This window comes from Glutamicibacter sp. NPDC087831, from assembly GCF_044742845.1.
GTDB lineage: Bacteria > Actinomycetota > Actinomycetes > Actinomycetales > Micrococcaceae > Glutamicibacter.
Genome location: NZ_JBIUVH010000001.1, coordinates 402,122 through 415,636 on the forward strand (window position 1 = coordinate 402,122; position 13,515 = coordinate 415,636).

15 protein-coding genes and 1 riboswitch are annotated in these 13,515 nt (G+C 60.9%); of the genes, 12 read left to right on the top strand and 3 right to left on the bottom strand.

Features of this window, described 5'->3' with window-relative positions:
* The first annotated feature begins 6 nt into the window (after window positions 1-6).
* Window positions 7-111: riboswitch (TPP riboswitch) on the top strand.
* The 7 genes from thiO to ACIOJF_RS02040 all read left to right on the top strand — a co-directional run bounded on the left by thiO (window position 109) and on the right by ACIOJF_RS02040 (window position 6,527).
* The gene (gene thiO / locus ACIOJF_RS02010) at window positions 109-1,206 is read left to right on the top strand and encodes a glycine oxidase ThiO (protein ID WP_105661579.1); all 1,098 of its coding nucleotides are present in this window, start codon (window positions 109-111) and stop codon (window positions 1,204-1,206) included. Its footprint overlaps the riboswitch before it by 3 nt.
* A gap of 26 nt (window positions 1,207-1,232) precedes the next feature.
* Window positions 1,233-1,478, top strand: a complete 246-nt coding sequence (gene thiS / locus ACIOJF_RS02015; RefSeq protein WP_105657546.1) for a sulfur carrier protein ThiS — start codon at window positions 1,233-1,235, stop codon at window positions 1,476-1,478.
* A gap of 2 nt (window positions 1,479-1,480) precedes the next feature.
* The gene (locus ACIOJF_RS02020) at window positions 1,481-2,302 is read left to right on the top strand and encodes a thiazole synthase (RefSeq protein WP_105661522.1); all 822 of its coding nucleotides are present in this window, start codon (window positions 1,481-1,483) and stop codon (window positions 2,300-2,302) included.
* Entirely contained in the window at window positions 2,299-3,444 is a 1,146-nt protein-coding gene (gene moeB, locus ACIOJF_RS02025) for a molybdopterin-synthase adenylyltransferase MoeB (RefSeq protein ID WP_105661521.1), read from the top strand. Before ACIOJF_RS02020 ends, moeB begins: the two co-directional genes overlap by 4 nt.
* A 67-nt stretch (window positions 3,445-3,511) precedes the next feature.
* Window positions 3,512-4,054, top strand: a complete 543-nt coding sequence (locus ACIOJF_RS02030) for a GNAT family N-acetyltransferase (RefSeq protein WP_181148843.1) — start codon at window positions 3,512-3,514, stop codon at window positions 4,052-4,054.
* A 147-nt stretch (window positions 4,055-4,201) separates the two neighbouring features.
* Complete coding sequence (gene typA, locus ACIOJF_RS02035) at window positions 4,202-6,109, top strand: translational GTPase TypA (RefSeq protein ID WP_105657542.1); 1,908 nt, start codon at window positions 4,202-4,204, stop codon at window positions 6,107-6,109.
* Window positions 6,090-6,527, top strand: a complete 438-nt coding sequence (locus tag ACIOJF_RS02040; protein ID WP_105657541.1) for a hypothetical protein — start codon at window positions 6,090-6,092, stop codon at window positions 6,525-6,527. The genes typA and ACIOJF_RS02040 overlap by 20 nt, the downstream gene beginning before the upstream one ends.
* A gap of 63 nt (window positions 6,528-6,590) precedes the next feature.
* Here ACIOJF_RS02040 and ACIOJF_RS02045 read toward each other — a convergent pair whose 3' ends face one another.
* Both ACIOJF_RS02045 and ACIOJF_RS02050 read right to left on the bottom strand, forming a co-directional pair.
* Window positions 6,591-7,100: a helix-turn-helix domain-containing protein gene (locus ACIOJF_RS02045; protein WP_105657540.1), complete on the bottom strand. Its 510-nt coding sequence runs from the start codon at window positions 7,098-7,100 to the stop codon at window positions 6,591-6,593.
* Between the two features lie 125 nt (window positions 7,101-7,225).
* Window positions 7,226-7,468, bottom strand: coding sequence for a hypothetical protein (locus tag ACIOJF_RS02050; protein ID WP_402741131.1), 243 nt, complete (start codon window positions 7,466-7,468; stop codon window positions 7,226-7,228).
* 215 nt (window positions 7,469-7,683) lie between these two features.
* Between ACIOJF_RS02050 and fdxA the strand changes: the two genes are divergently transcribed.
* The 4 genes from fdxA to ACIOJF_RS02070 all read left to right on the top strand — a co-directional run bounded on the left by fdxA (window position 7,684) and on the right by ACIOJF_RS02070 (window position 11,271).
* Window positions 7,684-8,007, top strand: coding sequence for a ferredoxin (fdxA, locus tag ACIOJF_RS02055; protein WP_013349521.1), 324 nt, complete (start codon window positions 7,684-7,686; stop codon window positions 8,005-8,007).
* A 12-nt stretch (window positions 8,008-8,019) separates the two neighbouring features.
* Entirely contained in the window at window positions 8,020-9,135 is a 1,116-nt protein-coding gene (dapC, locus tag ACIOJF_RS02060) for a succinyldiaminopimelate transaminase (RefSeq protein ID WP_105661519.1), read from the top strand.
* A 98-nt stretch (window positions 9,136-9,233) separates the two neighbouring features.
* Window positions 9,234-10,520 (top strand): citrate synthase, encoded by a 1,287-nt coding sequence (locus ACIOJF_RS02065; RefSeq protein WP_105657537.1) that lies wholly within the window; start codon window positions 9,234-9,236, stop codon window positions 10,518-10,520.
* Window positions 10,521-10,722: 202 nt separating this feature from the next.
* Window positions 10,723-11,271 carry a hypothetical protein gene (locus ACIOJF_RS02070; protein ID WP_133833694.1) on the top strand — a complete coding sequence of 183 codons (549 nt, stop codon included), beginning with the start codon at window positions 10,723-10,725 and terminating at the stop codon, window positions 11,269-11,271.
* Window positions 11,272-11,333: 62 nt separating this feature from the next.
* On the opposite strand, the gene dapD is transcribed toward ACIOJF_RS02070, so the two are convergent.
* On the bottom strand, window positions 11,334-12,287 hold the full coding sequence (dapD, locus tag ACIOJF_RS02075) for a 2,3,4,5-tetrahydropyridine-2,6-dicarboxylate N-succinyltransferase (RefSeq protein WP_105657535.1): 954 nt from the start codon (window positions 12,285-12,287) through the stop codon (window positions 11,334-11,336).
* 82 nt (window positions 12,288-12,369) lie between these two features.
* On the opposite strand from dapD, the gene dapE reads away from it, so the two are divergent.
* Entirely contained in the window at window positions 12,370-13,446 is a 1,077-nt protein-coding gene (gene dapE / locus ACIOJF_RS02080; protein ID WP_105661518.1) for a succinyl-diaminopimelate desuccinylase, read from the top strand.
* Window positions 13,447-13,515: the final 69 nt, after the last annotated feature.

The following is a 13,515-nucleotide window of genomic DNA, read 5'->3' on the forward strand; positions in this document are numbered from 1 at the left end:
ATAATCGCTGTAATCCGCGGGAGCCTGAATCGACCAGGCTGAGAGGGCACCGAGCCGACCGCTACACCTGATGCGGGTCATGCCGCCGTAGGAAGGAAGCGTGCCCTTGTGCATGTCAACATTGTTGGCGCCGGGATAATCGGCCTGGCCGTCGCGTTCGAGCTGGAATCACGCGCACACACCGTCACCCTCATCGATCCGGCACCCGGCCAAGGTGCAAGCTACGCGGCAGCAGGAATGCTGGCCCCGGCAGCTGAAACGGTCTGGGGCAATGGCCCGCTGCACCAGCTGCTTGCCGCCTCGAATGCCGCCTATCCGCAGTTCATCGAGCGCATCGAATCGGCCACCGGGCAACGCCCGGACTACTTGCAGAACTCCACGCTCGTTGTCGCCGCAGAGCCTGCGGACCGCGAAGCCCTGCACGAGCTGGCCGAACTGCAGATATCCCTCGGCCTGTCAGCGCAAAAGCTGCTGCCCAGCCAAGCCCGCAAGCTCGAACCAGCCTTGGCCGCCAATATTGCCGGCGCGGTCCTGTGCCAAGATGACCACCAGGTCGACCCTCGATCCATCGTCAAGATCCTGTTGGAGCATCTGCGTCCGCACCTGGTCGAGGAACGGGCGCAGGCACTGGTGACCGACGGGAAGCGGACCACCGCTGTGCGGACCGCATCGGGCCGAATCCTCGAAGCGGAGCAGACCATCGTGGCCACCGGTCTTGGCACCCTCGATGGCTTGAACGAACTTCCGCTGCGCCCGGTCTACGGGGACATCCTCCGGATCCAGGGACCAGCAGGCCCGCCGCTCATCACCCGCACCATCCGCGGCATCGTGCACCGGGAACAGGTGTATCTGGTGCCGAGAAGGGACGGCAGCCTCGTCCTTGGCGCCAGCGTCCGTGAAGACCGGCAACAAGCGGTGAACATTGGCGCGATGCACCTGCTGCTGGACAACGCGAGAAAGCTGGTCCCCGGCATCAGCGACTGCACGCTGAACGAGGCAACGGCCCGGGCACGTCCCGCCACGCCAGATGACCGGCCGCTGCTTGGACGCCTTGATCCAGGGCTGCTGCTCTGCACCGGGTACTCCCGGCACGGCGTGCTGCTGGCTCCGCTGGGCGCAACGCTCACTGCGGATCTCGCCCACGGCCACCAATCCCACCCCTTGCACCAGGCTGTGGATCCCCACCGCTTTGCCAACGCAACCTAGACCGCTCACCGAACGGAGCAGCAACCATGACAAGCATCGGCATCAATTTCAATTCACGGCAACTGAACCTGGACGAAGGAACCACCCTTCGCGAATTCATCAGCACGCAAATCGGCAAGGAACTGGACGCCAACTCGGTGGCCGCTGACGGCAGCAAGCTCGGAGTTGCCGCCGCCGTCAATGGCGCTGTCGTTCCACGCAGCGCCTGGAATAGCTACCTGCTGGCCGAAGGGCACAGCATTGAACTCGTTACCGCGGCCCAGGGAGGCTAGGCATGGAAACGCGCAACATCACCGAGCTGGACATCCACAGCGACCCATTCCAAATCGCCGGACGCACCTTGTCCTCGCGCTTGATCCTCGGCACCGGGGGAGCGAGTTCGCTGACCACCCTGGAAAGCGCCCTGCGGGCCTCCGGAACGGAACTGACCACCGTGGCCATCCGCCACTTTTCGGCGGCCGGCGCAGGCAACGTGTATGAACTGCTGCAGCGCAACAACGTGATTGCGCTGCCCAACACTGCTGGATGCTTCACCGCCCGCGATGCGATCCTCACCGCGCACCTGGCCCGTGAAGCTCTGGAAACCAATTGGATCAAGCTCGAAGTAATTGCCGATGAGCACACGCTGCTGCCGGACCCGCTGGAACTGCATGCGGCCACCGAGCAACTAGTGGCCGACGGGTTCCAGGTCTTCGCCTACACCAATGATGATCCGGCACTTGCCCAACGCCTGCAAGACGCCGGGGTTGCGGCAATCATGCCGGCCGGAGCGCCGATCGGCTCGGGCCTGGGGATCCTGAATCCGCACAATATTTCCACCATCGCCTCCCGCGCGCAGGTACCGGTGATCCTTGACGCCGGGGTGGGCACCGCCTCGGATGCGGCCCTGGCCATGGAGCTCGGCTGCGACGCGGTGCTGCTGGCCAGTGCGGTGACCCGGGCGCACAACGCGCCGCTCATGGCCAGGGCCATGAAGGATGCTGTGCGTGCCGGGCGCGCCGCGCGGCTCGCTGGCCGGATCCCGCGCCGCGATACCGCACTGGCCTCATCGCCGGCCGAAGGCATGATGCAAACCCTGGTCGGTGACTTCTCGTGAGCCGGGAAGCCCTGGTCGCACCCGGCGCGGAGCTGGAACCGGAAGAGCTGGCGCGCTACTCCCGGCACTTGTCCCTGCCCGGGGTGGGAGAAGAAGGGCAACGCCGCATCGCCAACGCCAAGGTGCTGGTTATCGGAGCCGGGGGCCTGGGCAGTCCCATTGCCAGCTACCTGGTCGCTGCGGGAATCGGCACCCTCGGGGTCATCGACGATGACACCGTCGAGCTGTCCAATCTGCAACGACAAACCATGCACCGGCAACAGGATGCAGGGCGCTTGAAAGTGGATTCGGTGCGGCGGATGGCCCACGAGCAGAACCGGAACGTCCAGATCATCACCGTGGATGAAAAGCTGGATGAATCCAACGCCGTGGCACTTTTCAGTGAATATGACTTGGTCATCGACGGCAGCGACAACTTTGCCACGCGGTACCTGTCCAATGATGCCGCGGAAATCACCGGCACCCCGCTGGTGTGGGGAACCCTCTTCCAGTTCTCCGGGCAGGTGTCCGTCTTCGATCCGCGCACCGGCCCGATGCTGCGTGATCTTTTTCCGGAAATCCCCGACGCGGACTCCGTGCCCAGCTGCGCCGAAGGAGGAGTCTTCGGCGCACTGTGCGGCGTTATCGGTTCGGTGATGTGCGCCGAAGCCCTGAAGCTCATTACCGGAATCGGGACCACCCTGAGCGGCAAGCTCTGGCTCTATGATGCGCTGGAAGCCACTGTGCGGACCCTCGAATTCGCCAGGGATCCGCAACGTGAGCCGGTGACCGGGCTGGGGGAGTACCAGCCGGTTTCCTGCGCTGCCGAAGGGCATGTCCCGGAGCTCACGGTTCAGCAGCTAGCGGAGCTGGAAACGGAAGAACCGGTATTGCTGGTGGATGTGCGCGAATCCTGGGAACGCGACATCATAGCGATCCCGCACAGCCAGCACCTTCCGCTCGCGCAGCTCAAAGAACGGGGACTGGGAAAGCTCGCGCACAGCGCTTCGGCGGTCGTATTCGTGTGCAAAACCGGTGCCCGTTCGCAGCAGGCAGCGCGGATCACCATGTCCGGTCGGGATGCAGGCATTGCCGTCTACAGCCTCAGCGGCGGAACCGTGGAATGGGCCAGGCAAGTGCGGGGCCAGCAGGTGGCCTACTAGGGCTCAGGCGCATCTTTGGCGCGCAATTCACCGGTGGGAAGTGGAGGCGCTCTGGCATACTGGCGCTATGACGTTGGGAAAGACGCTGGAGATCCGTGAATTGGAAAGCCAGGACGAACAGCAGGCAATCGACGCCCACCACTTGATGCTTCGCGAAGACTTCGAGTTCTTGCCGACTTGGTCTGCAGCCGAGGACTGGGAGGACTATATCTACCGGATGAAGGCAGGGCGCCGAGGCGAGCACATTCCAGAAGGCTGGGTTCGCTCGGCGCTGTTCGCCGCCTTTGACGAGGGGGACCTGGTGGGCCGGGTTTCCGTCAGATATGAAATCAACGAGAGCCTTTTTCAGGTCGGCGGACATATCGGCTATGGTGTAGTTCCCGAGTATCGTCGCCGTGGTGTGGCACAGGAACTGTGCAAATTCGGGTTGCAGGAACTTCGCGAATCAGGAATTGAACATGCGCTGGTTACCTGTGATTCCGATAACATCGGTTCAAAATCCACCATAGAAAAATGCGGCGGCTTGCTAGACGCTGAACTCCCGGAAATTGAAGTCAACTTTGGGCCTAGCAAGCTGCGTTTTTGGATGCCAACGCGGTTAATCCGCTGAATTCTTTGCGACAGATACATGAAATTCCTGTATGTTCTGACACAGATCAACAGACTATGAGTCTCGAGCGCGTAAACTGGATTGTTGGGTCGACTTTGGCCCCGACTCCACAGACCCAAATTTTCGAGCGGAAGTGAGCCTTCACGCATGTCAGCAAACACCATTACTCGCGATGAACTTCGCAATGTAGCCATCGTTGCGCACGTTGACCACGGCAAGACCACCCTCGTCAACGCCATGCTCCAGCAGACTGGCGCATTCGACAGCCATGGTGAAACCGAAGATCGCGTGATGGACTCAGGTGAGCTGGAACGCGAGAAGGGCATCACCATTCTTGCTAAGAACACCACCGTGTTCTACAACGGCCCAGCAGCCGAGGGCAAGAAGATGACCATCAACGTCATTGACACCCCAGGCCACGCCGACTTCGGTGGCGAGGTGGAACGCGGCCTGTCCATGGTTGACGGCGTGGTTCTGCTCGTTGACGCATCCGAGGGCCCGCTCCCGCAGACCCGCTTCGTGCTGCGCAAGGCATTGAGCGCCAACCTGCCAGTGATCATCGTGGTCAACAAGACCGACCGTCCCGACTCCCGCATCGATGGCGTCATCTCCGACTCCATGGACCTGCTGCTGGGCTTGGCTTCGGACTTGGCTGACGAAGCTCCGGATCTGGATCTGGACGCAATCTTGAACGTTCCTGTCGTCTTCGCCTCGGGCAAGGCCGGCTACGCTTCGATGAACCAGCCTGGCGATGGCACCCTGCCGGACAACGAAGATCTTGAGCCACTGTTCGAGACCATCATCAAGCACGTTCCTGCACCGACCTACACCGAAGGTGAAGTCCTGCAGGCCCACGTCACCAACCTTGACGCTTCGCCATTCCTTGGCCGCCTGGCGCTGCTGCGCATGATCAACGGCACCTTGCGCAAGGGCCAGCAGGTTAACTGGGCCCGCCAGGATGGCACCATGAAGCAGGTCAAGATCACCGAACTGCTGGCCACCCAGGGCCTGACCCGCGTTCCAGCTGACGAAGCTGGTCCAGGCGAGATCGTTGCAGTTGCCGGTATCGAAGACATCATGATCGGCGAGACCCTCACCGACCTTGAGAACCCTAAGCCGCTGCCACTGATCACCGTTGATCCACCTGCGATCTCGATGACCATCGGTATCAACACCTCGCCACTGGCTGGCAAGGTCAAGGGCGCCAAGGTCACCGCACGACAGGTCAAGGATCGCCTGGACAAGGAACTGATCGGCAACGTTTCGCTGAACATCCTGCCTACCGAGCGTCCAGATGCTTGGGAAGTCCAGGGCCGTGGCGAATTGGCACTGGCCATCCTCGTTGAGCAGATGCGCCGTGAAGGCTTCGAGCTGACCGTTGGCAAGCCACAGGTTGTTACCAAGATGGTTGACGGCAAGGTTCACGAGCCAATGGAACGCATGACCATCGACGTACCTGAAGAGTACCTGGGTGCTATCACCCAGCTGATGGCATCGCGCAAGGGCCGCATGACCGACATGGCTAACCACGGCACCGGCTGGGTTCGCATGGAATTCATGGTTCCAGCACGTGGCCTGATCGGCTTCCGTACCCGCTTCATGACCGAAACCCGCGGCGCCGGCATTGCTGCTTCGCTGGCTGAAGGCTACGAGCCATGGGCAGGCCCAATCGAATACCGCATCAACGGTTCGATCGTTGCCGACCGTTCAGGCGTTGTGACTCCATTCGCGATGATCAACCTGCAGGAGCGCATGAACTTCTTCGTGAAGCCAACCGAAGAGGTTTACGAGGGCATGATCGTCGGCGAGAACTCCCGCGCCGACGACATGGACGTGAACATCACCAAGGAAAAGAAGCTCACCAACATGCGTGCTGCTTCCTCGGACTCGTTCGAGAACCTGACCCCACCACGTAACTTGACCTTGGAAGAGTCGCTCGAATTCGCTCGCGAAGACGAGTGCGTTGAGGTTACCCCGGAAGCCATCCGCATCCGCAAGGTTCTGCTGAACGCCAACGACCGTGCCAAGGCTACCCGTGCACGCGCTCGCTCCTAATAAGCGCAAATCCCTCGGCAGCAACTTCTCCGCGCTCTGGCGCGGTGTTGTTGCCGCCGTGGCAGCAGGATTATTCGGGACCGCAATCCACGCCTCCATCAGCTATGTCGGAAACGACATCCCGCTGGTTTGGGGTGTGGGTCTGGCCTGGCTCCTGCTCGGGGTTCTGGTGTACTGGGCTGCGGTTTCTTCATCGAAGCTGTGGGCCGGTGCGCTGGGGTTCATCGGTTGCTATGTGACCGTTGGCCTGATTTCCTATGTGGGCGATGACCAGCTGATCTTGGGCATGGAGTACTACAAGTACCTGCCCGGGCCAACGCTGGCCTCGGCCTTGTGGATGTATGGAATGGTTATTCCATCGGTGATTGCCCTGCTGTGCTCCTTGCGAGTGCTGCGAAAGCAACAACGCCAGAACTGAAAACAGAAGGAGCTCTTCCCAACGGGAAGAGCTCCTTCTGTGTTTAATTAGGCGAAAAGCAGGCTACTGGTCTTTGCGCGCATTGCCGGTGATATCCAGGTGGTGGGCCAAGAACAACGAGGTGGCAACGCCATCTGGATCCGGATCTCGCATCGCGTAGTCCTCGATCACAGCGCGCAGCCGGCTCATGAGATCCTTCTGGCTTTCTTCATTGAGCTTCAGGCCCAAGCGGATTACCTGTATCTCCTGGGGATCAAGTCCCTCGATTTCCTGCAGGAAGGTGTCCACCAGCATGGGGGCCGCGTCGGGAATGCGCGTGCCCCAGGACTGCTTGGTGCTGCGGTAGGGCACTTCTTTGGCGCCACGGTTGCCTCGGCGCGATTCTTCTGCCGCGAGGTAACCGTTGCTGACCAGGGTTCGCACGTGATGCAAGGAGGTGGCGGGATTCAAATCGAGAATGTCCGCAATTTCCTTGTTCGTTCGTGACTCATGCAGGCACAAGCGCAAGATGCGAAGCCTCAGCGGGGAGCTGAGGGCTCGTGCTCGCGATTGGACAAGTTTATCGGAGGGCATGGAAACAGCATACGCGAAAAGCGCTGAGTGATTGGCAGTTTCAAATCACATGTCGTCCCAAGCGGTATGGGTGTGCCCGCGGCAGCAACCCATGGAAGCAGGAAAATTGCGCGGCTTGCAGGCTGCTACTCGGCGCGAGGGGCACGGGGCCTGCGGCGCGCCGGAGCCGGCGGTACCCGCTTGGCGTGAGTGATCGCCGCGCGGGGGATGCATACCAGTTCAGCCCGGGTTTGGATGCTCACCGATTCCTCCGTCACTTCCTGCAACTCGCCCAGTGCATCGGAAAAATGCCCACCGGCCCGGCCGTCGGCCAAGCGGTAGCGGACAACAAGCCGTTCACCGGGCGTCACATCACTGAAATTAAGCATTTGGAAACGTCATCTTTTCGTAAGAAGAATTCATCTGGACCCCGGGAAGCTGAAATGTGAATGGTCGATTACGTCACAGCGAGCCAATGGGCGGTCCGATGCATGGGTATCAGGACTAGACTGTAGTTTGAGCTGGTAAAGGATTCAAAGAGCATCTGAGGAAGACCACTAGCTCCTGTTGAAACCACCCAGTGCAAGGAAAGGTCTCGGCCCTCGTGACTTACATCATCGCTCAGCCGTGCGTCGACGTTAAAGACAAGGCGTGCGTCGAAGAGTGCCCGGTAGATTGTATCTATGAAGGTGAGCGCTCGCTCTACATTCACCCGGATGAATGCGTTGACTGCGGCGCCTGCGAACCTGTCTGCCCCGTTGAAGCCATCTACTACGAAGATGACGTGCCGGATGAATGGGCCGACTATTACAAGGCAAACGTCGACTTTTTCGATGAACTTGGATCCCCGGGCGGCGCCGCTAAAATTGGTAACACCGGCACTGACCACCCACTGATCAGCGCCTTGCCACCACAGAACCAAGGCTAGGTTTTCACTTTTATGCTTGAGCTCCCCGATTACCCCTGGAACCAGCTTGCCCCATACCGCGAGCAAGCATCCACGCATCCGGGGGGAGTCGTGGACCTGTCGATCGGCACGCCGATCGATGGCACGCCGCAACTGATCCAGCAGGCGCTGGCCGAGGCGGCGAACTCGCACGGATACCCGACCACGCACGGCACCATTGAAGTTCGCGAGGCCATCGTCGACTGGTTCGCCCGTCGCCGCAATGTCACCGGTTTGAGCACCGATGATGTCATGCCAACGGTCGGTTCCAAGGAAATGGTGGCATGGCTGCCGCTGTTCCTGGGCCTGGGTGCCGGCGACATCGTGGTACGTCCAGAGATCGCCTACCCCACCTATGACATCGGCGCCCAGCTGGTTGGCGCGACCCCCATCGCCACCGACGACCTTTCGGATTTGACTGCTGAGCAGCGTGAACGCGTGAAGCTCATCTGGGTCAACTCGCCAGGCAACCCGACCGGCAAGGTCCGTGCTACCGCCGAGCTGGCAAGCATCGTGGCCCAGGCGCGTGAGATGGGTGCCGTAGTGGCCTCCGATGAGTGCTACGCCGAACTGGGATGGGATGAATACGAGGGCCAGGTGCCAAGCATCCTGGACCCGGCGGTCAACGGAGGAAACCTCGATGACCTGTTCGCCCTGTACTCGCTGTCCAAGCAGTCGAACCTCGCCGGATACCGCGCCGCTTTCGTTGCCGGCGCCCCGAACCTGATGCCAACTCTGGTCAACAGTCGAAAGCATGCGGGCATGATCGTGCCCGGTCCAATCCAGCACGCCATGGTGGTGGCATTGAATGACGACGAGCATGTTGCGGCGCAGCGCGAGCTGTACCGGGCACGCCGGGCCATGCTGCGGCCAGCGCTGGAGAACTTCGGCTTGGCCATCGATGATTCGGTGGCAGGACTGTACCTGTGGTGCACCGCTGGGCGGCCAAGCTTCGAAACCATCGGGGCGCTGGCGGAACTGGGCATCGTTGCCGGTCCTGGCGTTTTCTACGGCACCGCGGGGGAACGCCATGTACGCGTGGCCTTGACCGCCTCCGATGAGCGGATCGCGGCTGCCGTTGAACGGTTGAATTCTTCCGCCAACCGGTGAAGATGACACCCTAATTAGCTTGAATGGGTCAAATCGCGGTATGTTCTACGGTGACGACTGACCTTTCGGAACTACACGCTTTCCGGTTAGGAGATGCAATGACAGATACCACATCTGCACAGCTACACTTTGGAGAATCCAACCTCGAGCTGCCAGTAATTCAGGCAGCAGAGGGCAATGACGGATTTGGCGTAGCCCCACTTTTGAAGACTACCGGGAACGTGACCTACGATCCCGGCTTCATGAACACCGCGGCTACCAAGTCCGCGATTACCTACATCGACGGCGACGCGGGCATCCTGCGCTACCGCGGTTACCCAATCGAGCAGCTGGCCGAGAAGTCCAGCTTCATCGAGGTAACCTACCTGCTGATCTACGGCGAACTGCCGACTGCTGATCAGCTGGCCGAGTTCGACAATTCGCTGCGCCGCCATACCCTGCTGCACGAAGAGCTCAAGGGCTTCTTCGGCGGCTTCCCGCGCGACGCGCACCCGATGCCGGTATTGTCCTCGGCTGTTTCGGCCCTGTCGACCTGGTACCAGGATTCGCTGGATCCGAAGGATGACGCACAGGTTGAGCGTTCGACCCTGCGCCTGCTGGCAAAGCTGCCGGTATTGGCTGCGTACGCGCACAAGAAGTCCATCGGCCAGGCATTGCTGTACCCGGACAACTCGATGAACATGGTCGAGAACTTCCTGCGCCTGTGCTTCGGCACCGCTGCCGAGCCTTACCTTGCGGATCCGGATGTGGTCAAGGCCCTCGACTTGCTGCTGATCCTGCACGCTGACCACGAGCAGAACTGCTCCACCTCCACCGTGCGCCTGGTCGGTTCCTCCGAAGCCAACATGTTCGCTTCGGTTTCTGCAGGTATCCATGCACTGTCCGGCCCAGCCCATGGCGGCGCCAACGAAGCCGTGCTGAAGATGCTGCGCGAGATCCAGTCCTCCGGCATCTCCCCAGAAGACTTCATGCAGAAGGTCAAGAACAAGGAAGACGGCGTACGCCTGATGGGCTTCGGCCACCGTGTGTACAAGAACTACGATCCACGCGCCAAGATCATCAAGAAGACCGCTCACGACCTGCTGGCAAAGCAGGGCAAGAACGAGCTGCTTGAGATCGCGATGAAGCTGGAAGAAACTGCGCTGAATGATGAGTACTTCATCTCGCGCAAGCTCTACCCGAACGTGGACTTCTACACCGGCTTGATCTACACCGCCATGGGCTTCCCGGAAAAGATGTTCACCGTGCTGTTCGCCATCGGCCGTCTGCCAGGCTGGATCGCACAGTGGCGCGAAATGATCAAGGACCCAGAGCTGAAGATCGGCCGCCCACGCCAGCTGTACATGGGTGAAACCGCTCGCGACTATCCCGGCTACCAGGCCTAGGGCGAGTTTCCGGATCCCGGCGGCAGGACCTGTCTTCCCACACAAGTGGGGCGACAGGTCCTTCCCTGTTTTAAGCGGTACTTCGGGAGTATCCTATGAGGCAGAGGGAACGACAAGTGTGCCGAAGAGTCAGGTGGTATGCATGTACCAACGTCGTGGAAATAATTGGTCGCTAGCCATAAATACCAATCAGAATATGCTGATGGCGTTGTACCTGCGCGAACTGTCAGGCGTCCACCCCGCGGAGGCCGGACCCAATAGCCGGCTGGCTTCCAATATCAAGAACCGCAACAAGATCGACGACTCGCATGGACAGCTCAAGCAGGAATGGAGCTCCTGGTGGGATTCGCTGACCGCAATAGCGCCGGCCAAGGAGCCGGCGGCCAGCGATGCACTGATTGAACGGCTTCAAGACGACGGCTACCCGGCCCTGGCCCGGCTGGCCCGCGCGCACTACGGCCAGGCCACGGTTTTTGCCCAGCAGCATGCCCAGGACTTTGCAGAAAACAGTGGCAAGTACGTGCCGCACCGCATGGATGAGCTGGAAAGAATCCTCATCGACCACGGGGTGGAGCACGGCATGCAATCCACCCGCCAGGAAATCCAGCTCATTGACGTGCCCCTGGACGAGCCCAGGGCATGGCTGACCGGCACGGCTACCATCGTTGCCAGTACGTCGCTGCTACGCGACTCCAAGGCCTTCCACGGCTTCATCCAGCCGATGGTGACCATCATCTTCCCCGGCGGATAGCCGAGCAATAAAAAACTGGCAGATCACTTCCGTGATCTGCCAGTTGGATTGCAGGGCAAGAACTAGTTGGCGTGCAGTGCGCTGTTCAGCTCTACGGTCTGGCCGGCGCGCGGCAATGCCTCAACGGCGCCGGTGATCGAATTGCGGCGGAAGAGCAGGTTCGGCACGCCGGAAAGCTCCAGCGCCTTGACCTGCTTCTCGCCCAGAACCACTCGGGTGCCGGCAGTCACGTACAGGCCAGCTTCCACTACCGAGTCGTCACCGATGGAAATGCCTACACCGGCGTTGGCGCCCAGCAGTACGCGTTCGCCAATGACAATGCGCTCCTTGCCGCCACCGGAGAGGGTGCCCATGATCGAGGCGCCGCCACCGACATCCGAACCATCGCCGACAACGACCGAAGCGGACACGCGGCCTTCCACCATCGAAGTGCCCAAGGTGCCGGCGTTGAAATTGACGAATCCTTCATGCATGACGGTGGTGCCTTCGGCCAGGTGTGCGCCGAGGCGCACGCGGCCAGCGTCGGCAATGCGTACGCCGGCTGGGACCACGTAGTCGACCATGCGCGGGAACTTGTCCACGCCGTACACGGTGACCGCTCCACGGGCGCGCAGCTTCAAGCGCGTCACCTCGAAGCCCTCTACCTGGCAAGGCCCGAAGTTGGTCCACACGACATTGGCGAGGTGGCCGAAGATGCCGTCGAGGTTGATGCTGTTCGGCTGGACCAGACGGTGCGAGAGCAGGTGCAGGCGCAGCCACACATCGGCGGTGTCAGCTGGTGCTACATCAAGATTAATGGTCAGTGAAACGACCTTCTGGGTGGTGCCGCGGGCTGCATCGTCCTGCGCGGCGGCAGCGAGTTCACCGGAGAGCCCTTCAGCCTTGGCGAGTTCGCCCAAGACTGGAGCCGGGTACCAAACATCAAGGATCGTTCCATCGGATGCGACCGTTGCCAGGCCATGGGCTGAGGCTAAACGGACAGATGATTCGCTGGATGTCACAGATTCTGAAGTCATACACTGATCGTATCTTTGTTGCCCGGGGTAACGTTGATAAATGACAAAAAAGTGAAGCTAGAGACTCAGGACGTAGCCAGCCGTGAACGAATTGGACCTGCAGCAAGACGTTGCCCTGCTTACCGAGCAGATCATGAACATTGAATCCGTTTCCGGCAACGAGCAAGAGCTGGCCGACAAGGTGCACCAGGCGCTGCGGAAGCAGGCGCACCTTGATGTGCACCGGGACCAGGACGCCATCGTAGCGCGCACCAACTTCGGCCGCGAACGCCGCGTCGTGCTGGCCGGGCACCTCGATACCGTGCCTTTGCCGCGCACCGAGGGCGCCAAGGGCACCGTGCCCGCAGAAGTCATCGACGGGGTGCTCTATGGCCGTGGTGCCACGGACATGAAAGGCGGGGTCGCCGTGCAGCTTGCGCTGGCTGCAGAACTGACCGAGGCCAAATACGATATCACCTACGTCTTCTACGACCACGAGGAAGTAGAAGCAGCCAAATCCGGTCTGGGCCGCCTGGCCAAGAACAGCCCGGAACTCTTGGAGGCCGACTTCGCGATCCTGCTGGAACCGACCGACGGCACCGTCGAAGGCGGCTGCAACGGAACCAGCCGCTTCGTCATCCGCACCCGCGGCAAGGCAGCCCACTCGGGACGTGCATGGATGGGGCATAACGCGATCCACGATGCGGGGGAGATCCTGCAGCGCTTGGCTGCCTACCAGCCCCGGACCATCACCGTTGAGGGCTTGGACTACCGTGAAGGCATGAACGCGGTCCGTGTTGCCGGCGGCATTGCCGGCAACGTGATTCCCGATTACTGCGAGGTGGAAGTGAACTACCGCTTCGCTCCGGACAAGACACTGGCCCAAGCTGAAGCCGTGGTCCTTGAGCTTTTCGACGGCTTCGACATTGAACGCACCGATGGCGCTGATGGCGCCAAACCCGGTTTGGACCAGGAGATCGCCGCAGACCTGATCAAGGTACTGGGCCAGGAACCGAAGCCGAAGTACGGATGGACCGATGTTTCCCGCTTCTCCGCCCTGGGCATCTCTGCCGTGAACTTCGGCCCGGGCGATGCGCTGCTGGCGCACAGCGATGATGAGCATGTGCCGCAGCAGGCCATCCGCGATTGCCTGCAGACCCTGCGTACTTGGTTGGGCTAGCGAGGCTGGGATGATCAGCCTTTGAAGAGACAAAAAATCTCCGTACCGCGCGAATCATGCGGTACGGAG